Source organism: Streptomyces sp. NPDC001828 (genome assembly GCF_042892175.1).
Taxonomy (GTDB): domain Bacteria; phylum Actinomycetota; class Actinomycetes; order Streptomycetales; family Streptomycetaceae; genus Streptomyces.
This window is the reverse complement of record NZ_JBIATV010000015.1, coordinates 214,583-236,637: the sequence shown is the minus strand read 5'-3', so window position 1 is coordinate 236,637 and position 22,055 is coordinate 214,583. Positions and strand designations below refer to the sequence as shown.

At 71.8% G+C, this 22,055-nt stretch carries 20 protein-coding genes; 10 read left to right on the top strand and 10 right to left on the bottom strand.

Going from position 1 to position 22,055, the window contains the following annotated elements:
* Window positions 1-25 precede the first annotated feature (25 nt).
* The 5 genes from ACFYZA_RS33900 (at window position 26) to ACFYZA_RS33880 (ending at window position 5,959) form a co-directional block, all read left to right on the top strand.
* Window positions 26-1,417, top strand: a complete 1,392-nt coding sequence (locus ACFYZA_RS33900) for an 8-oxoguanine deaminase (RefSeq protein ID WP_388494445.1) — start codon at window positions 26-28, stop codon at window positions 1,415-1,417.
* A gap of 464 nt (window positions 1,418-1,881) precedes the next feature.
* Window positions 1,882-3,291, top strand: a complete 1,410-nt coding sequence (locus ACFYZA_RS33895) for a nucleobase:cation symporter-2 family protein (protein WP_382590411.1) — start codon at window positions 1,882-1,884, stop codon at window positions 3,289-3,291.
* Window positions 3,292-3,516: 225 nt separating this feature from the next.
* Window positions 3,517-4,785, top strand: a complete 1,269-nt coding sequence (locus ACFYZA_RS33890; protein ID WP_388494444.1) for a PTS transporter subunit EIIC — start codon at window positions 3,517-3,519, stop codon at window positions 4,783-4,785.
* Between the two features lie 2 nt (window positions 4,786-4,787).
* Window positions 4,788-5,717 carry a hypothetical protein gene (locus ACFYZA_RS33885; protein WP_382590404.1) on the top strand — a complete coding sequence of 310 codons (930 nt, stop codon included), beginning with the start codon at window positions 4,788-4,790 and terminating at the stop codon, window positions 5,715-5,717.
* Window positions 5,711-5,959 carry a DeoR family transcriptional regulator gene (locus ACFYZA_RS33880; protein ID WP_382590401.1) on the top strand — a complete coding sequence of 83 codons (249 nt, stop codon included), beginning with the start codon at window positions 5,711-5,713 and terminating at the stop codon, window positions 5,957-5,959. The genes ACFYZA_RS33885 and ACFYZA_RS33880 overlap by 7 nt, the downstream gene beginning before the upstream one ends.
* A 3-nt stretch (window positions 5,960-5,962) precedes the next feature.
* On the opposite strand, the gene ACFYZA_RS33875 is transcribed toward ACFYZA_RS33880, so the two are convergent.
* Complete coding sequence (locus ACFYZA_RS33875; protein WP_388494443.1) at window positions 5,963-6,439, bottom strand: excalibur calcium-binding domain-containing protein; 477 nt, start codon at window positions 6,437-6,439, stop codon at window positions 5,963-5,965.
* A 190-nt stretch (window positions 6,440-6,629) separates the two neighbouring features.
* On the bottom strand, window positions 6,630-7,496 hold the full coding sequence (locus ACFYZA_RS33870; protein ID WP_382590395.1) for a chitosanase: 867 nt from the start codon (window positions 7,494-7,496) through the stop codon (window positions 6,630-6,632).
* A 257-nt stretch (window positions 7,497-7,753) separates the two neighbouring features.
* Here ACFYZA_RS33870 and ACFYZA_RS33865 point away from each other — a divergent pair, with 257 nt between their 5' ends.
* Window positions 7,754-8,599, top strand: coding sequence for a pentapeptide repeat-containing protein (locus ACFYZA_RS33865; protein WP_388494442.1), 846 nt, complete (start codon window positions 7,754-7,756; stop codon window positions 8,597-8,599).
* Window positions 8,600-8,907: 308 nt separating this feature from the next.
* Here ACFYZA_RS33865 and ACFYZA_RS33860 read toward each other — a convergent pair whose 3' ends face one another.
* Window positions 8,908-9,516 carry a TIGR03086 family metal-binding protein gene (locus tag ACFYZA_RS33860; RefSeq protein ID WP_388494441.1) on the bottom strand — a complete coding sequence of 203 codons (609 nt, stop codon included), beginning with the start codon at window positions 9,514-9,516 and terminating at the stop codon, window positions 8,908-8,910.
* Window positions 9,517-9,842: 326 nt separating this feature from the next.
* Between ACFYZA_RS33860 and ACFYZA_RS33855 the strand changes: the two genes are divergently transcribed.
* Entirely contained in the window at window positions 9,843-10,787 is a 945-nt protein-coding gene (locus ACFYZA_RS33855; protein WP_388494469.1) for a fibronectin type III domain-containing protein, read from the top strand.
* Window positions 10,788-10,804: 17 nt separating this feature from the next.
* Here the strand turns inward: ACFYZA_RS33855 and ACFYZA_RS33850 are convergent, their stop codons facing one another.
* A complete protein-coding gene (locus ACFYZA_RS33850; RefSeq protein WP_388494440.1) occupies window positions 10,805-12,007 on the bottom strand; it encodes an FAD-dependent monooxygenase in 1,203 nt (400 codons plus the stop codon).
* 166 nt (window positions 12,008-12,173) lie between these two features.
* On the opposite strand from ACFYZA_RS33850, the gene ACFYZA_RS33845 reads away from it, so the two are divergent.
* A complete protein-coding gene (locus ACFYZA_RS33845; RefSeq protein WP_388494439.1) occupies window positions 12,174-13,532 on the top strand; it encodes a M20/M25/M40 family metallo-hydrolase in 1,359 nt (452 codons plus the stop codon).
* Window positions 13,533-13,648: 116 nt separating this feature from the next.
* On the top strand, window positions 13,649-15,304 hold the full coding sequence (locus ACFYZA_RS33840) for a YfcC family protein (RefSeq protein WP_388494438.1): 1,656 nt from the start codon (window positions 13,649-13,651) through the stop codon (window positions 15,302-15,304).
* Window positions 15,305-15,366: 62 nt separating this feature from the next.
* Here ACFYZA_RS33840 and aceB read toward each other — a convergent pair whose 3' ends face one another.
* Window positions 15,367-16,986, bottom strand: a complete 1,620-nt coding sequence (gene aceB, locus ACFYZA_RS33835; protein ID WP_382590030.1) for a malate synthase A — start codon at window positions 16,984-16,986, stop codon at window positions 15,367-15,369.
* 266 nt (window positions 16,987-17,252) lie between these two features.
* Window positions 17,253-17,885, bottom strand: coding sequence for an NTP transferase domain-containing protein (locus ACFYZA_RS33830; protein WP_388494437.1), 633 nt, complete (start codon window positions 17,883-17,885; stop codon window positions 17,253-17,255).
* A gap of 153 nt (window positions 17,886-18,038) precedes the next feature.
* Between ACFYZA_RS33830 and ACFYZA_RS33825 the strand changes: the two genes are divergently transcribed.
* Window positions 18,039-18,356, top strand: coding sequence for a DUF5955 family protein (locus tag ACFYZA_RS33825; protein WP_388494436.1), 318 nt, complete (start codon window positions 18,039-18,041; stop codon window positions 18,354-18,356).
* A gap of 123 nt (window positions 18,357-18,479) precedes the next feature.
* On the opposite strand, the gene ACFYZA_RS33820 is transcribed toward ACFYZA_RS33825, so the two are convergent.
* The 4 genes from ACFYZA_RS33820 to ACFYZA_RS33805 form a co-directional block, all read right to left on the bottom strand.
* Entirely contained in the window at window positions 18,480-19,967 is a 1,488-nt protein-coding gene (locus tag ACFYZA_RS33820; protein ID WP_388494435.1) for a PLP-dependent aminotransferase family protein, read from the bottom strand.
* Between the two features lie 327 nt (window positions 19,968-20,294).
* On the bottom strand, window positions 20,295-20,855 hold the full coding sequence (locus tag ACFYZA_RS33815) for a hypothetical protein (RefSeq protein ID WP_388494434.1): 561 nt from the start codon (window positions 20,853-20,855) through the stop codon (window positions 20,295-20,297).
* Between the two features lie 9 nt (window positions 20,856-20,864).
* Window positions 20,865-21,674 (bottom strand): papain-like cysteine protease family protein, encoded by an 810-nt coding sequence (locus tag ACFYZA_RS33810; RefSeq protein ID WP_382590013.1) that lies wholly within the window; start codon window positions 21,672-21,674, stop codon window positions 20,865-20,867.
* Between the two features lie 9 nt (window positions 21,675-21,683).
* Window positions 21,684-22,010, bottom strand: coding sequence for a hypothetical protein (locus ACFYZA_RS33805; RefSeq protein WP_388494433.1), 327 nt, complete (start codon window positions 22,008-22,010; stop codon window positions 21,684-21,686).
* Window positions 22,011-22,055: the final 45 nt, after the last annotated feature.

Below are 22,055 nucleotides of genomic sequence, written 5' to 3'. Positions count from 1 at the left end.
GCCACTGATCGAAGAAGGAAGCACCATGGCACCTTCGGCAGCCCCCCAGCGCATCGTCATCGAGAACTGTGCGATCGCCACCGTGGACGCGAATGACACCGAGTACGCCTCCGGCTACCTGGTCGTCGCCGACAACAAGATCGAGTCGATCGGAGCCGGCCAGGCCCCGAAGGGCCTGGAAAACGTGGTCCGCCGCATCGACGGCACCGGCCACCTGGTCACCCCCGGCCTGGTCAACACGCACCACCACTTCTACCAGTGGATCACGCGTGGTCTGGCCACCGACCACAACCTCTTCAACTGGCTGGTCGCCCTCTACCCGACGTGGGCGCGCATCGACGAGCAGATGGGCCGCGTCGCCGCCCAGGGTTCGCTCGCGATGATGGCGCGCGGCGGTGTCACCACCGCGATGGACCACCACTACGTCTACCCGCTGAACTCCGGCGACCTGTCCGGCGCGATCATCGGCGCGGCCTCCGAGATGGGCGTGCGCTTCACCCTGGCCCGAGGCTCCATGGACCGCAGCGAGAAGGACGGCGGCCTGCCGCCGGACTTCGCCGTCGAGACCCTCGACGGCGCGCTCGCCGCGACCGCCGAGACCGTCGACCGCTTCCACGACGCCTCCTTCGGCTCGATGACCCAGGTCGCCGTCGCCCCCTGCTCGCCCTTCTCGGTCTCCACCGAACTCATGAAGCAGGGCGCCGAGTTGGCCCGCGCCAAGGGCGTACGGCTGCACACCCACGGCTCGGAGACCGTGGAGGAGGAGCAGTTCTGCAAGGAGCTGTTCGGCATGGGCCCGACCGACTACTTCGAGTCGACCGGCTGGCTCGGCAGCGACGTGTGGATGGCGCACTGCGTCCACATGAACGACTCCGACATCGCCGCCTTCGCCCGCACCGGCACCGGCGTCGCCCACTGCCCGTCCTCCAACGCGCGCCTCGCCGCCGGCATCGCCCGCGTCCCGGACATGCTGAAGGCCGGCGTCCCGGTCGGCCTGGGCGTGGACGGCACCGCCTCCAACGAGTCGGGCGAGCTGCACACCGAGCTGCGCAACGCGCTCCTCATCAACCGTCTCAACGCCCAGCACCGCGAGGCCGCGCTCAACGCCCGCCAGGCCCTGCGCCTGGGCACCTACGGCGGCGCCCAGGTGCTCGGCCGCGCCGACCAGATCGGCTCCCTCGAAGCGGGCAAGCTCGCCGACTTCGTGCTGTGGAAGCTGGACACCCTCGCCCACGCGTCCATCGCCGACCCGGTCACCGCGCTCGTCTTCGGCGCGGCGGCCCCGGTCACCGCCTCGTTCGTGAACGGCAAGCAGATCGTCGAGAACAGCCGTCTCACCACGGTCGACGAGGACGCCATCGCCGTCGCGACCCGTGAAGAGGCCCAGCGCCTCGCCCGGATCGCCGCGCAGGCCTGACCCCAAGGAGTCCGGCCGAGGGGGACGGCCCTCGGCCGGTCGCCGTGGACCCGAGCGGGGTCCATGGCAGCTGGACCGGGGGGTGCGTACTACAAGGACGTACGCACCCCCCGGAACGGTGAAATGTGCCAACCACCGCACAAGCACCGCGAGTTGACGCGAGCAGCGTCTGCCGCACCAGCCGTACCGGATGCGCGACCCGCGCTCTGTCCGTACCGTCCGGCACCATCGACGGCGACCGCCGCCGGCACCGAGAACCGTCCGGCGACCGGCAACGCCCGTGCCACCCGCACCCGTTCGGTTCCATCCCCAACCGTCCGGCGCCACCCCGTACCACCCGACAGCCGAGCCGTGCTGTCCGTACTGCCTCGCACCACCTGTTCACGCTGCTCAACGCACCACAACGCACCACCTCCAAGACACCCGCGTCCACCGCCGACGTGTAACCGACCGGAGGAACCGCCGTGGCCGCACAGCCCAGGTTTCGCAACTTCGCAGTCAGCCCCGCCCAGACCGGCGAGAAGCACCCGGTCGATGAGACGCTCCCCCCGCTGAAAATGTTCACCAGCGGCCTCCAGCACGTGGCCGCGATGTACGCGGGTGTGGTGGCCCCGCCCATGATCGTCGGCCCCGCTGTGGGGCTCGACACCAAGGAGACCGCCTTCCTGGTCGCCGCGAGCCTGTTCACCGCGGGTCTCGCCACGCTCCTCCAGACCCTCGGGATCTGGAAGATCGGCGCCAAGTTGCCCTTCGTGAACGGTGTTTCGTTCGCCGGGGTCAGCCCGATGATCGCCATCGGCAAGGAACACGGCACCAACGCCATCCCCGTCATCCTCGGCGGGATCATCGTCGCCGGACTGCTCGGCTTCCTGGCCGCGCCCTACTTCGGCAAGCTCGTCCGCTTCTTCCCGCCGGTCGTCACCGGCACCGTGATCACCCTGATAGGCGTCTCGCTGCTGCCCGTCGCCTTCAACTGGGCGTCCGGGGGCAATGAGAAGGCCTCCGACTACGGTTCGCTGTCCAACCTCGCGCTCGCCGCGATCACCCTGGTCATCGTGCTCGCGCTGCGCAGACTGCTGCACGGGTTCATGCAGCAGATCGCGATCCTGCTCGGTCTGGTGGCCGGCTCGCTCATCGCCATCCCGATGGGCAAGACCAGCCTGGACGCCATCAAGAACGCGGACGTCATCGGCTTCCCGACGCCGTTCCACTTCGGCGCCCCGCAGTTCGACGTCGCCGCCATCGTCTCGATGTGCATCGTGATGCTGGTCTGTATGACGGAGTCCACCGCCGACATGCTGGCCCTCGGAAAGATCGTCGAGCGTCCGGCCGACCAGAAGACCATCGCCGCCGGGCTGCGCGCCGACACCCTCGGATCCGTGCTCAGCACCCTCTTCAACGGCTTCATGGCCAGCGCCTTCGCCCAGAACATCGGGCTCGTCGCGATGACCAAGGTGCGCAGCCGGTTCGTCGTCGCGACGGGCGGCCTCATCCTCGTCGTGATCGGCCTGTCTCCGGTCGCGGCCTCGGTGATCTCCCTCGTTCCCCTGCCGGTGCTCGGCGGCGCGGGCATCGTCCTGTTCGGCTCGGTCGCCGCGAGCGGCATCCAGACCCTGTCGACCGCGGCCCTGGAGAAGGGGGAGAACGCGCTGATCGTGGCCGCCGCCGTCGGCATCGGCCTGATACCGATCGCCAAGCCGGACTTCTACCACGCCTTCCCCGACCAGGTCCTCGTCGTCCTCGACTCCGGAATATCCACCGGCTGTGTCGTGGCCATCGTCCTCAACCTGGCCTTCAACCACTTCGGCAAGCAGCGTCAGGAGACGGAGGTCGAGGCGCTCCAGGCGGCCGAACCGGAGGTCGCCCTACACTGACCGGCGCCTCGCGCCACCGCTCATCCCTTCGGCCCGGCAGGCCACGGGACCCCTCGGGACCTGTGGCACCACCTGCCGGGCCGATGGTCGTCCGTAGGCCGCTCAGCAGCTGTCTTCGCTGGTCACGGTGTTAGAACGGAAGGGCCGCAGCTCCCTCATGGGGTCGCGGCCCGTTTGGATGTTGCGCCCCCTGCCATGGCAACACCCTGTCCATGGAGGAAGCAGATGAGTACGGCCGCACCGACGGACGCGACCGAGAAGAAGAAAAAGACCGCCGGGGTGATGGCCGTCCTGCAGCGCATCGGCCGCAGCCTGATGCTGCCGGTGGCCGTGATGCCCGCGGCGGCCCTCCTGGTACGCCTCGGCAACACCGACATGCTCGGCAGGGAGTCCTTCCCGACCGTCGTGACCAAGATCGCCGGATACATGTCCGCGGGCGGCGGCGCGATCATCAGCAACATCGCGCTGCTCTTCTGCGTCGGCATCGCGATCGGCTTCGCCAAGAAGGCGGACGGCTCCACGGGTCTTGCCGCCGTCGCCGGATACCTCGTGTTCCAGAAGGTGCTCGCCACCTTCACCGACAGCAACCTCCCGAAGGTCGCGGCGGTCGTCGACGGCAAGATCGTCATGAACGACGCACCCGTCGACGCCGGTGTGCTCGGCGGCGTCGTGATGGGCATCGTGGTCGCCCTGCTCTACCAGAAGTTCCACCGGACCAAGTTGCCCGACTGGGCGGGCTTCTTCGGCGGCCGCCGCCTCGTGCCGATCCTTTCCTCCTTCGCGGGCCTGGTCATCGGCATCGTCTTCGGTCTGATCTGGCCGGTCCTCGGCGCCGGACTGCACCACTTCGGCGAGTGGCTGGTCGGCTCGGGCGCGGTCGGCGCCGGCATCTTCGGCGTCGCCAACCGCGGACTCATCCCGGTCGGCATGCACCACCTCCTGAACTCCTTCCCGTGGTGGCAGGCGGGCGACTACCAGGGTGCCCACGGCGACATCCCCCGCTTCCTGGCGGGCGACCCGACCGCGGGCCAGTTCATGACGGGCTTCTTCCCGATCATGATGTTCGCCCTCCCGGCGGCCTGCCTCGCGATCACCCACTGCGCCCGTCCCGAGCGCCGCAAGGTCGTCGGCGGCATGATGTTCTCCCTCGCGCTCACCGCCTTCATCACTGGCATCACCGAGCCGATCGAGTTCAGCTTCATGTTCATCGCCCCGGTCCTGTACGCGATCCACGCCGTGCTCACCGGAGTCTCCATGGCACTGACCTGGGCCCTCGGCATGAAGGACGGCTTCGGGTTCTCGGCCGGCGCGATCGACTTCTTCCTCAACATCGGCATCGCGCAGAAACCCTGGCTGCTCGCCCTGGTCGGCCTCTGCTTCGCGGGCCTCTACTACGTGGTCTTCCGCTTCGCGATCACCAGGTTCAACCTTCCGACGCCGGGCCGTGAATCCGACGAAGAGCTCGCCGAACTCCTGAAGGCGGAGGCCAAGTAGCCATGACGCACAAGCCAGTTGAGCACACCACCCGCATCCTCGACCTCGACCGGGAGGGCCTCGCCGCACTGCGCGGGCGGGAGCTCACCGCCGCCGTGGCGGCCGCCGAGGGCCGCACGATGGTCGCCGAGGTCTTCGCCGAACGGGCCGCGCTGATCCCGGGTCAGGACGGCAGAGGCGTCCACAACATGGAGCTCGTCGCCGCCTTCGGCGCCGATCTCGTCGTCCTGAACCTCATCGAACGGGCCTGGGACGGAAGCCGGCTGACACTGCCGGGCCTCGGCACCTTCACCTCGATCGGCGACCTCGCGGCCCACATCGGCCGGCCCGTCGCCGTCAACCTCGAACCCGGCGACGTGCCGGAGATCCGGCGGGCGAAGCCCGAGTACGCCAAGCGGCTCGTCGACATGGGCGCGGCCATGCTGTGCCTCACCGCGAACCCCGGCACCGGCGGCTCCTACGACGGCCTCGCCCGGGTGACTGAGCAACTGCGCAAGGGACTTGGCGACGACGTGGCCCTGTGGAGCGGCAAGATGCACCACGCCGGGCACCCCGAGCGGGTCACCCCCGCCCGTCTGACCTCGCTCGTCGAGGCGGGCGCCGACGGGGTCGTCCTGCCGCTGCCCGGCACCATGCCCGGCGTCACCAAGGAGCTGGCCGCCGAGGCGGTCGCGGCCGTGCAGGACGCGGGCGCCGTGGTGATGGGCGCGATCGGCACCAGCCAGGAGGGCTCGCACACCAACGTCGTGCCCCAACTCGCCCTCAACGCGAAGGAGATAGGGGTCGACGCCCACCACTTCGGGGACTCCTTCATCCCCGGCATGTGCGACCCGGAGCTGCTCTACTCCTACTCGGTGGCGGTCCGCGGCCGGCGCCACACCTGGAACCGGATGGCGCTCGGCGGCCGCGGCCGCAGGTGCTCGGCGTGCTGACCGCCGACGTCCGCCGGGCCCGTATCGCGCGGTGGGTCGAGTACAAGGGCCATGTCTCGGTCGCCGAGCTGATCCGGGAGATGCGGGTGAGCCGGATGACGGTCTACCGCGATCTGGCGCTGCTCGAAGCGGAAGGGCGGCTGCACCGCGTGCGCAGCGGCGCGACCGCCTTCCCCAGCGCCCAGTTCACGGACGGCGCGGACTGGATGACCTGGCGGCTCACCCAGCAGCGCGCGGCCTGAGGTTCAGCGCTCGCAGGCGATGCCGTCGCCGTCCCGGTCCAGATGGGAGTCGTAGCCGGGGTCGCCGCGGTGCAGCGGGGTGACCCCGGCGGCCCGGGCGGCGGTGCAGTTCTTGTAGTACACGGAGCTCCCGCCGCCCTTGTTCCCGCCGCCGTCCATCGGCGGGGGCACGACCGGGGCCGTCATCTTGGGCTTGGGCGGGGGCTTGGGCGCGGCGGGCTTCTTCGCGGCCGGCGGGGCGGGCGTCGGGCTGTGCGCCGGCGCCGGGGTGGCGCTCTGGCTGGGGGTGGCCGACGGTGACGGGGTGTCCGACGGAGACGGGGAGGGCGTCGGCGACTGCGTGGCGGTCGCGGCCGGGCTGCTGGCCGAGGGCTTCGCCGGCCCCGCCGCGTCGTCCTGGCAGCCGCTTGTGGTGAGGGCGAGCGCACCGAGCAGGCCGGAAACGAGCAGAGTGCGAACGGCTGGTCTTGATATGCGCATGCGGCGGCTCTCTCGGACGAACGATGCTCTTGTGAGGATCTGGTGAAGGAGAGAATACGGGCCGCAAAGGTTGCGTAAAGCGAGTTTCGTCAACTCGGCCGAATTCGGCCACCGGAGGGACGGGGGCTCGTGCGCGAGCGGCGGTCACGGCAGCCGCTCGCTGCCGTAACCGCCGCTCGTGTGGGGGGAGTTAACCGATGTGGTACGGGTCGCCGTACACCTTCCAGTCGAGCGGGGTGTTCAGGTTGAGGTTGCCCTTCTTTAGGAACACGCGCTGCTCGGTGTCGACGCGGCTGGTGTCGCTGTGCGCCTCCTCCTGCTTCATCGCCCAGACCCGGGCGTCCAGGAAGGCGTTGAGGTACGTCGTCTCGTTGCCGCCCTGGGCCGGGGTCTTGGCCTTGGCGAGCGCGCGCTTGCGGATGGAGCTGAAGCTGGTCGGATCGCTGCCGTCGCCGTGCATCACGATGGCGTCGTAGTAGATGAACTGGCCGAGCGTGCCGACCCCGTCCGACTTGCCGCGGCTGACGGCCGGGTCGAAGTACACCCGGTCCCGCTCGTCGTTCTGGGCCTGCTTGAAGTCCGTCTCCGAGGCCGCGGTCTTCCAGTCCTTGGTGAAGCCCGGGTCGAGCCCCTTGTGCGAGTCGCTCCCGTTGACCTTCTCCAGGGCCGGCAGGTACTTCTCCAGGACGTTGCCGGGGTTGCGGGCCGAGTAGAGCTTGACCAGGTCGAGCATGTCACCGGTGCCGGAGCAGAACCCGATGATGCCGGCGGTGTAGCCCCGGCCGTCCTTGATGTCCTCGATGTACTTGTACTGCGCCTTCCAGTCCAGCGAGGAGTTCTCCGCGCTGGAGACGAGCTGCATGGCTATGTCCTTCTTCGCCGGGTCGTCGAGCCCGGTCGCGGCGGCATTGATCACCGACGCATTGTCCGCCGTCGGGGCGGCCGGGTTCTCCGCGGCGTACGCCGTGACCGGGACCGCGAGGAGTGCGGTGCCGAGCAGGGCGCGTACGGCGATCTTGGTACGACGTGCGGTGACCTTGCGGTGGGGGGTGTGCACCTGGACCTCCAGAGGGAAGTTCGTCGCTCCGCTGTTCTGTTAGGAAACTTTCCTACCATTAGCGGGAAGTGACCGTACACCCCTGCGGCACAAGGAAGTTGAGGAGTGGGGAGCCCGCGTCCGCGGCCGTGTGCGGCGGGGCGGGCGCCCATGGGGGGCACGCCTCCCAGGCGTCCCGCACCGGAGCGAGGGCGCGATTACACTGACGGGTCGCCGTCGCCGCAGGTCGGTGCGTCAGCCAGAAGGAGTCCCGCACGTTGTCCGAGAACCACGAGGCAGCCGTCCCGTCCCCGGGTGCGACCCGCCTCACCCTCGTCTCCGACTGCGGCAGATGCTTCGGCCTGTGCTGTGTCTCCCTCGCCTACTCGGCGTCCGCCGACTTCGCGATCGACAAGCCGGCCGGCAGGCCCTGCCCCAACCTCCAGCAGGACTTCCGCTGCGGAATCCACCGGGAGCTGCGGGGCCGGGGCTTCCAGGGCTGCACGGTGTACGACTGCTTCGGGGCCGGTCAGAAGGTCTCGCAGGAGACGTTCCAGGGCCGCGACTGGCGGGCGGCGCCGGAGACGGCCGCCTCGATGTTCGAGGTCTTCCCGGTGATGCGCCAGCTCCACGAGCTGCTCTGGTACGTCACCGAAGCGCTCGCCCTGGCGAAGGCGCGGCCCGTCCACGCGGAGCTGAGCGCGGCACTACAGGAGACCGAGGCCCTCACGGCGCTCGACCCGCAGGCCCTGGCGGACCTCGACGTGCCGGGCCACCGCGACAAGGTCAACCAACTCCTGCTGCGGGCAAGCGAGTTGGCCAGGGCCGGGTATCCGGGCAAGAAGAAGGACCGCCGGGGCGCGGACCTCATGGGTGCCCGGCTCAAGGGCGCCGACCTGCGCGGGGCGAACCTGCGGGGCGCCTTCCTGATCGCCGCGGATCTGCGCGGCGCCGATCTGCGCCTGGCCGACCTGATCGGCGCGGACTTCCGCGACGCGCGGCTGTCCGGCGCCGATCTGACCGAAGCGCTCTTCCTGACCCAGGCCCAGCTGAACGCGGCGAAGGGCGACGCGACGACCCGGCTTCCGCCGTCGCTGGTGCGCCCGACGCACTGGGCGGGCTAGGGTCCGTCCGGCGGATCTGGTCGCCGTCGGCGGGCTTCGGCTTTACGGTGCTGGTGAGCGGGGGTGGGGGGCCCCCCCCCCCGGGGGGGCCCCCCCCCCCCCCCCCCCCCCAAACCCCCCCCCCCCCCCCCCCCCGGCCCCCCCCGGCCGGTGGGGCCCCCTCCCCCGGGGGGGGCATTGGGCCCGCCCGCGGTATGGGGCCCCCGGCGGGGGCCTCGGGATTTCCGGGGGGGGGGGGGGGGGGGGGGCCCCCCCGCGGGGGGCCCCCCCCCACCCCCGCACCCCGGACGAGATCCGCCGGACAGGCCCTAGGCGGTCCAGGCCGGGTCGCGGCCGCTCATGCCGATCAGGCGGTCCACCATCGGGGCCTCGTCGGGGACGTCGACGGCGGGGCCGAACGCGGTGCCACGGGCGGCGGGATCGTCCTTCGACGGGGCGAGGAAGGCGTAGGAGACCTCCAGGTCGTCCGGGGCCGACCGGAATTCCTGACCGGTGGCCCGCGCCACGTCCCAGCCGTGCACGACCAGCTCGTCGAGGCCGACGCGGCCCGTGACGGTGGCCGGCAGGGTGAGGCCGCCCACCTGCGTCATGCCCTCCCAGGCCGCCGGATCCCGCCAGGCCGCGGCCATCGCGGCGAGGCTCTCGGGCAGTGACGTGCGCCAGTCCGTGGGCAGTTCGGGCGGCGCCACGGTGCCGGGAGGGGTCTCGGTGGTCGGGCCCGACTTCTTGTGCGCGGCATCCTGGAAGGCGACGCTGAGCCCGAGGACGTGCGAGAGGAGATCCCGCACGGCGTACTCGGGGCAGGGCGTCGGGCCCGCGAGGTGCTCGTCGCGCACGCCGTCGAGCAGACGGGTCAGCTCGGCCGCCGCAGGGCCGAGGTCGGGCAGGGGTGCCGGGTCGTTCGGTTGGCTGCTCATGCAGGGGAGACCGCGCGGGCGCCCGGAACTCATCGGGGGCCGCTGCCCTGGTGCGGCGAGTCCGGCGCGGGCAGGGGTCCTCGCTCCGGAGCCCCCTTCGCGGGGCAGCCTCGTCGGCCCCGTGAAGGGGGCGCCGCCCGCGAACCTTGGTGCGCACTCTTGCCGTGTTCGCGTCACCGTGTCATACAGGTCTGGACCTTTTCCGTGGGACGGAGGGCCCCGCCGTGCGCCGAGGAGCAAGCCGCCGAACCGGCGGTCGAACCAGCCGCCGGGCCACGCGCTGGGCCGGACGCCGGCCCGGCCGTCGGTCAGCGGGAGGCGTCGGGCTGGTCGTCGTCGCGCTGCTCCTGCTCGGCGCGTGCGGCGGTGGGGGCGACAAGGACGGTGCGAGCCCGTCCGTGCCCGGCGCGGTCACCGCGCAGGCGAGCAGCGCCACCTCGGTCCACGTCATGTGGCAGCCGTCCACCGACAACAAGGCCGTCACCGGGTACGAGATCCTGCGCGACGGAACGACGGCCAAGGCGGTCCCCGCCGACCGCAGCATGATCGACGTCGACGGGCTCACCGCCTCGACCGCGTACCGCTTCACCGTGCGGGCCCTGGACGCCGCCGGGAACCGTTCGGCCCCCAGCGCCCCCGCCTCCGTCACCACGCCCGCCGCGACCCCGGACGACAAGCGGCCGCCGACCGCCCCGGCGCGCTTGACGGGCCGCGCGGACGGCGCCGGCGCCGCCACCCTGACCTGGGGCCGGGCCTCGGACGACGTGGGGGTGACCGCGTACGACGTCTATCAGGAGGGCGCCCGGATCCACAGCGTCGGCGGGGCTGTGACCACGGCACGGCTGACCGGGCTGCGCCCGGGAACCGTCTACACCTTCACCGTGCGCGCCCGCGACGCGGCCGACAACTCCTCGCCGGACAGCGGCGCCGTCGACGTCACCACCGCCTCCGCGCCCGGGGCGCCCCCGAGCACCGCGCCCACCGGCCTGCGGGCGGTCACCGCGCGGGCCGCGTCGGGGAGCGGTGCTGAGGTCACCCTGCACTGGGTGCCGCCGCACACCGGCGGGGACATCGGCGCCTACCAGCTCTTCCTCAACGGCGCCCCGACCACCACGATCGTGCCCGGCACCCCCTCGCCCGAAGGCCTCAGCTCGTACACCTTCACCGTCACCGACCCGCCCGGCACCCGCTACAGCGTGAAGATTCGGGCCAGGCTGCCGGACGGCAAGTGGGGTGACTTCTCGGCCCAGCCGGCCGTGGTCGTCCCGTGAACCGTCGCCGTCCGGGGTCAGGCGAGCTTCCGGCCGCCGAACCCCCTTGTCCCGTCCGCCAGTTGCCACCACCGCTCCAGGCCCGCCTGATCCATCGTGCTCCAGTCGGGGCACCGCTCCACCATCGCCAGGCCCAGACCGCGGCCGACTTCGACCATGCCGCTGCCGACCTCGGCGCGCCCGGCGTCGTAGGCGGCCAGCGCGTCGGACCGGCCGGCGGCCGAGGTCAGGGCGGACTCCAGGGCGGTGGCGTCCTGGAGCGCCTTCACCGCGCCGCCGCCGGTGTGCGGCCGGGCCACCGTGGCCGCGTCCCCGACCAGCGCGAGGCGGTCGGTGGCGTAGCGGGGCGCGGTGAAGTCGTACATCGGCTGCACGAAGAGGTCGCCGGGTGCGGTCAGGTGCATCAACTGGCCCCAGAAGGGCGGTAGTTCAGTGTCCGCGACTGCCAGGGCGTGGGCGCGCAGGGCGTCGGTCAGGGTGCCGGGCGGAAGGCTGGTGGGGGAGTCGAGCGGGAGTCCGTGGCCGGCGGGCGGCGCGGCGTACAGCACCCAGTTGACGCGGTGGCCGCCCCGGCCGTCCGGGATGCGGTAGATGACCGCGTGGCCGCCCGGGAAGACGGCGAACACGCAGTCGTCGACCGGCCAGCGGCCGGCGTCGGGCAGCCGCTCGACGGGGAACGCGCCGCGCCAGGCGAGATAGCCCGCGTAGGCCGGCCCCACCTCGGGGCAGACGGCCGCGCGCACCGTCGAGCGGTAGCCGTCGGCGCCCACGACGAGGTCGAACCGGTCCGATTCGCCGTCGCAAGTCATCAACTCGACGCCCCTATCCGTCAGTTCGAGGCGGTCGACCGGCGCCGCCGTCCGGAAGTCCACCGACTCCGGTACGCCTGCGCGCAGTTCGCTCCAGAGCGGGCCCCAGTTGTAGGTGCGGAAGGGGAACGGCAGCTCGCCGATCATTCGGCCCATCGGGGCCGAGCCGTCGCGAACGTACCAGCGTCGCCTGGTCAGTTGGAGCCACGGCATCGAGGCGCTGACGAAACCGCAGGCTTCGAGCTCGGCATAGCGGTCGTTGTGCATCGCGAGCCCCACCCCTCGGTCGGCCAGCCGGCCCGAGGCCCGCTCGTACACCGTGACCGCCTCGGCGCCGCCCCGGTGCGCGGCCAGTGCCGCCGCACACCCCGCGATGCTTCCGCCGACAACGGCGACCCGGCCTCCGCGCATCCCCACACCCTCGCAGTCCTCGTCAACAGTCCGGTGTCCCCGGCCCGGCGGACGCCCCCCGCCGGATTCTCGCAGCAACGGGCGCGCCGCCCGGAGGCACCGGGGACTGCGGCACCCGGCCGAGCACCGGATGCGAGGCAGCGTCCCGCGTGATCCATTGAGTCCCATGGACGCGGACCAGGACCTGCGATCGACGGTCGATGCGCTGATGGACGGGCTGCGGGCAGACCTGGAACGGCTGGCCCGCATCCCCTCGGTCGCCTTCCCCGGCTTCCCTCCCGAACCGGTGCGCCAGGCACACGACCTGGTGGTGGAGCTGCTGAAGGACGCCGGCGTCGAGCACATCGAGCGCCTCGACCTGGCCGACACCGCCCCGGTCGTCTACGCCGAGATTCCCCCGCCGCACCCGGACGCCCCCACGGTGCTCCTGTACGGCCACTACGACGTGCAGCCGCCCGGCGACGAGTCGCTGTGGCAGTCGCCGCCGTTCGAGCCGACACCGGTCGAGGGCGGGCTGCGGGCCCGGGGCATCGCGGACGACAAGTCCAACATCATCGTCCACCTCGGGATGCTGCGGGCGTACGGCGGCCGTCCGCCGACCGGCGTCAAGATCGTGATCGAGGGCCAGGAGGAGTACGGCAGCGCCTTCGACGACTACCCGCCCACCGACCCCGGGCGGTTCGCCTGCGATGCGATGGTCATCGCCGACATGGGCAACATCCGCCCCGGCTCGCCCACCCTCACCACCGGCCTGCGGGGCGCGAGCGAGGTGGTCGTCGAGGTGCGCACGCTGGCCGAGGCGCGGCACAGCGGGGAGTTCGGCGGTGCCGCCCCCGACGCCCTGCTCGTCCTGCTGCACGCGCTCGCCACCCTCCACGACGCCGACGGCGACGTGGCCGTCCCGGGCCTGCGTCGCGAGGCGTGGTCCGGCACCTCGTACACCGACGAGGAGTTCCGCGGCCTCGCGTCGGTGCGTGACGGGGTGCCCCTCATCGGCACCGGCAGCCTCGGCGAACGGCTGTGGAGCGGACCCGCGGTCACCGTGATCGGCATCGACGCCCCGAGCGTCGACCACGCGGCCTCCGCGGTGGTGCCGTACGCCCGCGCCAAGCTGAACCTCCGCTTCCACCCGGAGCAGGATCCGAAGGAGGCGCAGGGCAGGCTGGTCGCCCATCTGGAGGCACTGCGGCCGTTCGGGATCGCGCTCACCGTCACCGCCGGCGACACCGGCCCCGGATTCGAGCCCGCGACCGGCGGCCCGGCCTACCGCGCCGCGCTCGTCGCGCTGCGCGAGGGCTGGGGCGCGGAGCCCGCCTTCGCCGCGAGCGGCGGCTCGATCCCGCTGGTCAACGGGCTCGCGAAGGCGGTGCCGGACGCGGAGGTGCTGCTCTTCGGCGCGCAGGACAGCCTGTGCGCACTGCACGCCCCGAACGAGCGCGTCCTGTTCTCCGAACTGCGCGGCGCGGTCATCGCGGAGGCCGCGTTCCTGCGGGAGTACGCGGCGGCGTTCCGGAGCGGGTCGTGACGGCGCCGCCCCCGACGGGGCCGGGGCCGGGCGAGCCCGTGCGGGCCGATGGGCACGGGCCCGCGGAACCTGGTGCGGGCCATCCGGCCGGGGCGGGATCGGGGGCGCCGCCCCAAGTGCCGCCCCCGGAGCCGCCGTTCGAGGAACCGGCACCGCACAAGGGCGCGGGCCTGCGCTTCCCGAGCGCCCTGACCATCCTCGCGATCGTCACCGTGGCCGTGTGGATCCTGGCGTTCGTCATCCCCTCCGGCGCGTACGACCGCAACGCCGACGGGGCACCCGTCGAGGGCACGTACCACCGGGTCGACAGCGGCCGAAGCTTCGTGGACCGCCTCAACGACCTCTTCCTCTCCCCGGTGAACGGTCTGTACGGCGTCCAGGACGCCAAGACCGGACAGGTCGGGCCCACCCTGGCCGGCGAACTGTACGGCAGCGCCGGGGTGTTCCTCTTCGTGCTCGCCATCGGCGCGTTCATCACCGTCGTCTTCGCGACCGGCGCGCTCGACCGGGGCATCGGCCTGCTGGCCCACCGGCTGCGCGAGCGCGGGGCGCTTCTGATCGCGGGTGTGATGACGGTGTTCTCGGTGCTGGGCACGGTCGAGGGCTTCGCCGAGGAGACGCTCGGGTTCTACGGCCTGATCGTGCCGCTGATGCTGGCGCTCGGCTACGACCGCCTCGTCGCGACCGGCACGATCATCGTGGGCGCGGGCATCGGCGTGCTGTGCTCGACGGTCAACCCCTTCGCGACGGGCGTCGCCTCGTCCGCCGCCGGCATCTCCCTGGGCGACGGCATCGTGCTGCGCTTCGTGATGTGGGTGGTCCTGACGGCGGTGTCGATCCTGTACGTGGTCCGCTACGGGCGGCGCGTCCAGCGGGACCCGTCGAGGTCCCTGTCGGGCTTTCTGCCGGGGGACCGGGAACAGCGGCGGACGGAGTCGGCGGACGGACCGGCCGGGACACCGGCACCGGGATCACCGGGATCACCGGGATCACCGGGATCACCGGTATCGCCGAAAGCACGGGAAGCACGGGAACCGGAATCGCCGGGAGCGCCTCCGGCGGCGGGCGGCGGGCCGCCGGAGCTGACCCGCACCCACAAACTGGTCCTGACCCTCCTCACCCTCGTCTTCGCGTTCATGATCTTCTCGGTGGTGCCGTGGTCCAGCGCCCTGACGGGGAAGGCGGACGCCACCCCGTACGGCTGGGAACTGGGCTGGTCCTTCCCGCAGTTGGCGGCGCTCTTCCTGGTGGCGGCGGTCCTGGTGGGCGTCGCGGCCCGGCTCGGCGAGGCCGAGCTGAGCTCGACGATCATCCAGGGCGCGGCCGACTTCATCTCCCCGGCCCTTGTCATCGTGCTCGCCCGGGGCGTCACCGTCATCATGAACAACTCGCAGATCACGGACACGGTGCTGCACTCGATCGAGGGCGTGGTGCGGGGCGCGCCGTCCGCCCTGTTCGCCGTGATGGTCTTCGTGGTCAACCTCCCGCTGGCCTTCCTGATCCCCTCGACCTCGGGCCACGCCACCCTCGCGATGCCGATCCTGGCCCCGCTGGCGGACTTCGCGGGGGTCTCGCGCGCGGTCGTGGTCACCGCCTGGCAGGCGGCGAGCGGCTGGATGAACCTGTGGGTGCCGACCACCGCCGTCACCATCGGCGGCGTGGCCCTGGCGAAGGTCGGCTACAACAAGTACCTCCGCTTCGTGGCCCCGCTGCTCGCCATCCTCTTCGTGCTGATCTGCGCCTTCGTGGCGGCGGGCGCGGCCCTCACGTGAAACGGCTCCGCCCCCGGTGCTGTGCGGTACCGGGGGCGGAGCCGAGTGGGCAACTCGGGGGGTCAGCCCACCAGTTGGTCGTACGCGGGGAGGGTCAGGAAGTCGGCGTAGTCGGCGTCGAGGGAGACCTTCAGGAGGAGGTCGTGGGCCTGCTGCCACTTGCCGGCCGCGAAGGCCTCCTCGCCGATCTCCGCGCGGATCGCGGCGAGTTCGTCGGCCGCGACCTTGCGGGCGAGCTCGGCCGTGGCCGTCTCGCCGTTCTCGAAGACGACGCCCGCGTTGATCCACTGCCAGATCTGCGAACGCGAGATCTCGGCGGTGGCCGCGTCCTCCATGAGGTTGAAGATGGCGACCGCGCCGAGGCCGCGCAGCCACGCCTCGATGTAGCGGGTGCCGACCTGGACGGCGGAGACCAGGCCCGCGTAGGTGGGCTTGGCGTCGAGGGAGTCGATGGCGATCAGGTCGCCGGGGGCCACCGAGACGTCCTCGCGCAGGCGGTCCTTCTGGTTGGGCCTGTCGCCGAGCACCGCGTCGAAGGACGCCATCGCGATCGGCACCAGGTCGGGGTGGGCCACCCACGAACCGTCGAAGCCGTCGCCCGCCTCGCGGTCCTTGTCCGCCTTGACCTTCTCGAAGGCGACCTTGTTCACCTCGGCGTCACGGCGCGAGGGGATGAACGCGGCCATGCCGCCGATCGCGTGCGCGCCGCGCTTGTGGCAGGTGCGCACGAGCAGTTCGGTGTAGGCGCGCATGAAGGGGGCCGTCATCGTCACCGCGTTGCGGTCCGGAAGGACGAACTTCGCCCCGCCGTCGCGGAAGTTCTTCACGATGGAGAAGAGGTAGTCCCAGCGGCCCGCGTTCAGGCCCGCCGCGTGGTCCTTCAGCTCGAAGAGGATCTCTTCCATCTCGTACGCGGCCGTGATCGTCTCGATCAGGACGGTGGCGCGGACGGTGCCCTGGGGGATGCCGACGTAGTCCTGCGCGAAGACGAAGATGTCGTTCCACAGGCGCGCTTCGAGGTACGACTCCGTCTTCGGGAGGTAGAAGTACGGGCCCTTGCCGAGGTCGATCAGGCGCTGCGCGTTGTGGAAGAAGTACAGGCCGAAGTCGACGAGCGCGCCGGGGACCGGGCGGCCGTCGAACTGGAGGTGGCGCTCCTCCAGGTGCCAGCCGCGCGGCCGCATCACGACGGTGGCGAGCTGGTCGGCGTTCTTCAGGGCGTAGGACTTGCCCGACCTGGCGTCGGTGAAGTCGATGCGACGCTCATAGGCGTCGATCAGATTGAGCTGGCCGAGGACGACGTTCTCCCAGGTGGGGGCCGAGGCGTCCTCGAAGTCGGCGAGCCAGACCTTCGCGCCCGAGTTCAGGGCGTTGATGGTCATCTTGCGGTCGGTCGGACCGGTGATCTCCACGCGGCGGTCGTTCAGCGCGGCCGGAGCCGGCGCGACCTTCCAGTCGGCCGCGCGGATCCCGGCGGTCTCGGGGCGGAAGTCCAGCGTGGAGGTGCGGGCGATCTCGGCGCGGCGGTCCTGGCGGCGGGTGAGGAGCTCGTCACGGCGGGCCGTGAAGTTCCGGTGCAGCTCCGCCACGAAGGCGAGGGCCGCGTCGGTGAGTACCTCGTCCTGCCGGGGCAGGGGCTCGGCATCGACGATGGCCAGCGGAGACGGCGCTGGTGCGGACATGAGCTGTCACTCCTTCGCGGGGCGGTGCCCTGACGGCCGCCGGGTCGCCATGCATGGCACTCAGTGCCAGGGCTCCGAGGTACGACTGTGGGCGCCGGTTGATCTGACGGGCGCTTCTGAACAGTGGATACTAGTTTCCTCATGGTGGAAGTTCAATGGTTTGTTGATGTCGAGATTCTCCGGGTCGAGGGACCATGGCGCTGGGTGCCACCCCGTTCACTCCGTGTTTTCGACGGCTGCCCGGTGTCGTCCCGTCTACTCCAGGTCTACTGGAGACGGGCCAGATCTGCCTCCGTGTCGATGTCGTACGGCTCCGCCACGTCCCCGCATTCGACGAGCGTGATCTCCGCCTCGTGGGCCTTCAGATAGGCGCGGGCGCCCCGGTCGCCGGTCGCGCTCGCCGCGATGTCCGCCCAGCGCTCCGCGCCGAAAAGGACCGGATGGCCGCGCTTTCCGTCGTACGAGGCCGCCGCCAGGGAATCGTCCGAACGATGGGCGGCGAGCACCCGGGCCACCGCCTCGGCGCCGATGCCGGGCTGATCGACCAGCGAGACCAGCGCGGCCCGGCCCCCGCCGTCCGGCCCGCCCTCGGCCTCCGCCTTGCCCAGCGCCTCGAGCCCGGCCCGCAACGAGGAGCCCATGCCCTCGGACCAGTCGGGGTTGTCGATCAGTACGCAGCCCGCCAGATGCGCCCGGGCCCGTACCTCCTCGGCGGCGGCGCCGAGCACCACGTACACCGTGCGGCAGCCGCCCTCGCGCAGCACCCGGACCGCGTTCTCCACCAGCGGGCGGCCCCGGTGCGGGAGCAGGGCCTTGGGGCGGTTGCCGAGCCGCCGCCCGCCGCCCGCCGCGAGCAGCAGCCCGGTGACCTGTGCCGCATTTGTCGTCGGTTGCGTCATGGCCCCAGATATACCCCGAGCTTCCGGTGAATTCCGTCCCCGGAGTGGCGCACGACACACCGCATGGCGTTAACTGGCCCGCGAATCCCGGCAGTTGACCTTCGCTGTACGGGTTCTGAACACCTGCACAAGGACGTGCGTGGGGGAGGACTTTTGTTGCGAGGCGTGGAGCAGAGGGCCGTGACCGGCAGTGGTGAGGACCCCAGAGTGAGCGAGCTGCGGGCGGCCGTGTCCCGGCTGCGCCGCGAGCTGGCCGGTCATCCGGCGGAGTTTCCCGACCGGGCCGTCGCCGAGGACGAGCTGGCGGCGCTGGCCGCGATGGCCATCAGCGGCGTGCCCGAGGTGCCGCGGCTGCGCCGCTCGCTGCTGCTGATCGCGGGGTCGATCGGCTCGGTCAGCGCGTTGGCCGGCGCGGTGACGGACGTACGGAAAGCGGTCGAGTTGTTCGGTGAACCGCCGGGCCGGTACTGAGCCGTCACCGTCCCCAGGGCCGCTGCTGACCGCAGGGCCGCTGCTGACCGCCGGGCCGCTGTCGGCCGGCGTAGTGCCTTCCTCGCGGCGCGGAGGCTGAACTTCCTTCAGACGTAAGGGAGTTCAGGCCACCCAGTGCGGACGGTTCTGGCCGCCCGTGACGGCGGGCAGGCCCGCGTCCAGGGTGGCGGCCAGCCGGCGGGCCGCCTCCTCCGTACGCTCCGGCTCGTGGACGAACGGGAGCCGCAGCCGGTGTTCATGGGTGCCCGCGTCGGCCGCGAAGCGGGAGCCCGGCTGGAGGTTCACGCCGTGGGCGAGCGCCGCCTGGGCCAGCGCGCCCGCGATCGGACGGCCGAGGTCGACCCAGAGGCTGAGCCCGCCGACCGGCGTACGCCAGCGCCACTCGGGCAGATGGCGGCTCAGTGAGTCGGCAAGGGCGTCCCGCCGCTCGCGCAGGAGCGGAAGCCGGGCGCGCAGGACGTCGTCCATACCGGGCAGCAGTGTCTTGGCCAGCACCTGGTCGACGAGCGAGGGCGCCAGATCCACGTGGATGCGCAGGGCGGCCAGCTCGTTGACGAGCCGGGAGCCCGCCCGGACCCAGCCGATCCGCAGGCCGCCCCAGTGGGTCTTGCTGAGCGAGCCCACCGTGACGATCTGCTCGGCCTCGCCCGGGTGGGCCAGGGACACGAAGGGCGCCGGGGCCGGTCCCTCCAGTGACATCTCGGCCATGGTCTCGTCGATGAGCAGCCAGGTGCCGGTGGCCCGGGCCGCGCGCAGCAGCCGTGTGCGCTGCTCGGTGCTCATCAGCGCGCCGGTCGGGTTCTGGAAGTCGGGGATGAGGTAGGCGAGCCGGGGAGCGGTCTGGCGCAGCGTGCACTCCAGGAGCTCGATGTCCCAGCCGTCCTCGGTCACCGGCACCGGAGTGATCCGCAGTCCGGCATGCCGTACCGCGTCCAGGGCGTTCGGATACGAGGGGCTCTCGACGACGGCCCGGTCCCCGGGGCGCCCCAGGAGGTTCACCACCAGGGACACCGCGGACTGGGCGCCGGTGGTGATCAGGATCTGCTCGGGCAGGGTGGGCAGCCCGCGCCGCGTGTAGCGCTCGGCGACGGCGGCCCGCAGCCCGGGCAGGCCCAGCGGGTGGTAGCCGTTGGTGGCGGCGTGGCAGGCCAGTTCGGGCCCCGCCAGCTCGAACGCGGCGGCCAGCTCCGCCGCCGGGGCGTTGGGTGCGGCCATCGCCAGATCGATGACGCCGTCGGGCGCCTGGTAGCGGGCCACATTGGCCGGGGCCGCGCCCTCGGGAAGCCCGGTCCAGGTGCCCGCGCCGCGCCGGCTCAGCGCGTAGCCGCCCTCGCGGAGCAGGTCGTACGCGGCGGTGATGGTGGCCCGGCTGACCGCGAGGGCGGTGGCCAGCTCGCGCTCGGCGGGCAGCCGCGTGTGCAACGGGATCCGGCCGTCGAGCAGCAGTGCGCGCACGCCCTGGGCCAGGGCCCGGTAGCCGGGGTGCGGGCCCGTCAGGGCGGTGATCTGTCCGGCGAGCTGGCGGCTGCCGAGCGTGCGTGCCGTAGCGCTCACGGTGTCCACGGACCGGACCACCCGCATCTCTGCCATACCAACCTCCGCGAATTGGCCCTGCCGTCCAGGCCAATCAGCCTACAGACTCGATCCTGTCAGCGCATTGGCATGGTGCAGTGGCCCGGTGGCCGAGAGAGGTGGGTAGTCATGGGACTCGACGTGGTGGTCGGCGACGTGGTGGTCACGGACCGGTTCGAGCGGGAGATGCAGCGGCGGTGCGAGGAGCGGCCGCGGGGGGTTTCGCTCTGGCGGGTTCGGAGGGTCGGGGCCTGGCTGGTCCGCCGCACGCCGGGGCTCCGCCCCGGGCCCCGGTTCGACCCCGGGTTGGGCCGCGCGGGGGACGGCCCAACCTCGTGAGGGGGCTCAGCCGCCGCCCCGGTCGTCGTCGGACGTCAGAGTGGGCGGGCTGAACTGGGCTACCAGGGCGAGGAGTTGGGACGCGGGATAGGGGCGGCCCGCCTCGACGCCCGAGGGCGCCGGCGCCGCCGGAATGAGGGTGTCGGCCGACTCGGCGTGCAGCCACACCGCGATCAGATGTACGGCCGGAACGTGCAGCAGCCGCACCTCCGCGTCGCCGGACCGGTCGCCCGCGGCATCGAGCGCCGCCGCCGTACCGGCCACGAACGGGCCGTAGTTGAGCTGGCTGAAGACGTGCTCGCCCGACGCGTCCCGTACGGTCTCGGCGAGCGCCACCGGCTCGCTGCCGTGCCGCACCAGATAGCGCCAGGAGACCGCTCGGGCGTCGGACAGCGGACCCGTGGGGGCGACGGTGTACATCTGCACCGGGTCCGCCAGGCGCAGGTCCTCGGGGGCGGCCGGGAGCAGGGTCTCCGTGCGGACCCGGCCGAGGCCCGCGAGGAGCCGGAGGCCGGCCTCGGCCGCCTCGCGGGACTGGTCCGGGGGCTGTGGTGACTGGAGTGTCATGATCGGTCCTCACGCCCTCGTGTAGTAGCTGTGCGTCCAGGTTCCGCTGCCCTGGTAGCTGGTGGCGAGGGTGTTGTACACCTGGTCGGACTTGCCGTAGATGGGGTCGTCCACGGCCACGATCGCCTGGTCGCCCGGGGCGTCCACGCCGATGGCGGTGCAGAAGTGCCCGCCGCCGGCCGACCAGCCGATGCGGACGCACAGCGGCCGCCCCGCCTTGACCTCGCTCTCCACCTCCGCGAAGTCGACGCGGTTGGCCACCATCCGGTTCAGGTGCCCGACGATGCGCAGCGGGTTGTCCAGCGGCTGCTGGCTGTTGCAGGCGGTGCCGGACGCGCCGGCCGGGGTGCAGCAATTGGTCTGGCCGGTCTGGGAGTTGGCGACCGTGCACTGCGTCCAGGTGCTCGCCGCGTTGTAGTACAGCGCGACGCTGGTGGCGACCGCCGCCCAGCACCAGTTGCTCTGGGTCTGCGCCTGCATGTTGAAGGCGAGCCGCTGGTAGTCCCAGAGGCGGTAGTCGGGTTTGGCGTCCAGGACCGTGATGTCGGTGACGATGTTGAGGGGCGCGCCCCAGTCGACGTTCACGACGAAGGTGACACCGTGGTTGGGGTCGTAGGGCGGCGAGTGCGGACTGATGTTGCCGACCCGGACGTTGGCGTCGCCCACGAAGCGGGGGCTGTGCTTGACGTCGGCGGCGTTCACCGAATACTCGGACACGGTGACCCAGACCGTCGAGTCGTGGTCGATCTCGTTCCAGTTGAAGTTCAGCACGGTACGGCCGCTCAGGCCGTGCCAGTACTGGCGCACGGTGCGTGGCATCGGGCCCCCTCAGCCGTTCTGGTACTCGATGTCGACCGGTGGCCCGTCCAGGACCGTGATGTCGGTGACGATGTGCAGGGGCGCGCCCCAGTCGACGTTGACGACGAAGGTGACGCCGTGGTTGGGGTCGTAGGGCGGCGCGTGCGGGCTGATGTTCTCGACGGTGATGGTCGCGTTGCCGACGAAGCGCGGGCTGTGCCGGGGGTCGTTGCCGTCGACGCTGTATTCGGACGCCGTCACCACGACGGTCGAATCGTGGTTGATGGCGGCCCAGTTGAAGTTGAGCCTGCACCGCCCTTGCAGGTTCCACCAGTACTGGCGGCAGGTCTGGGGCATGAGGGCCTCCACAGTGTCCGGTTCATGCCTGGGACATGCCAGCAG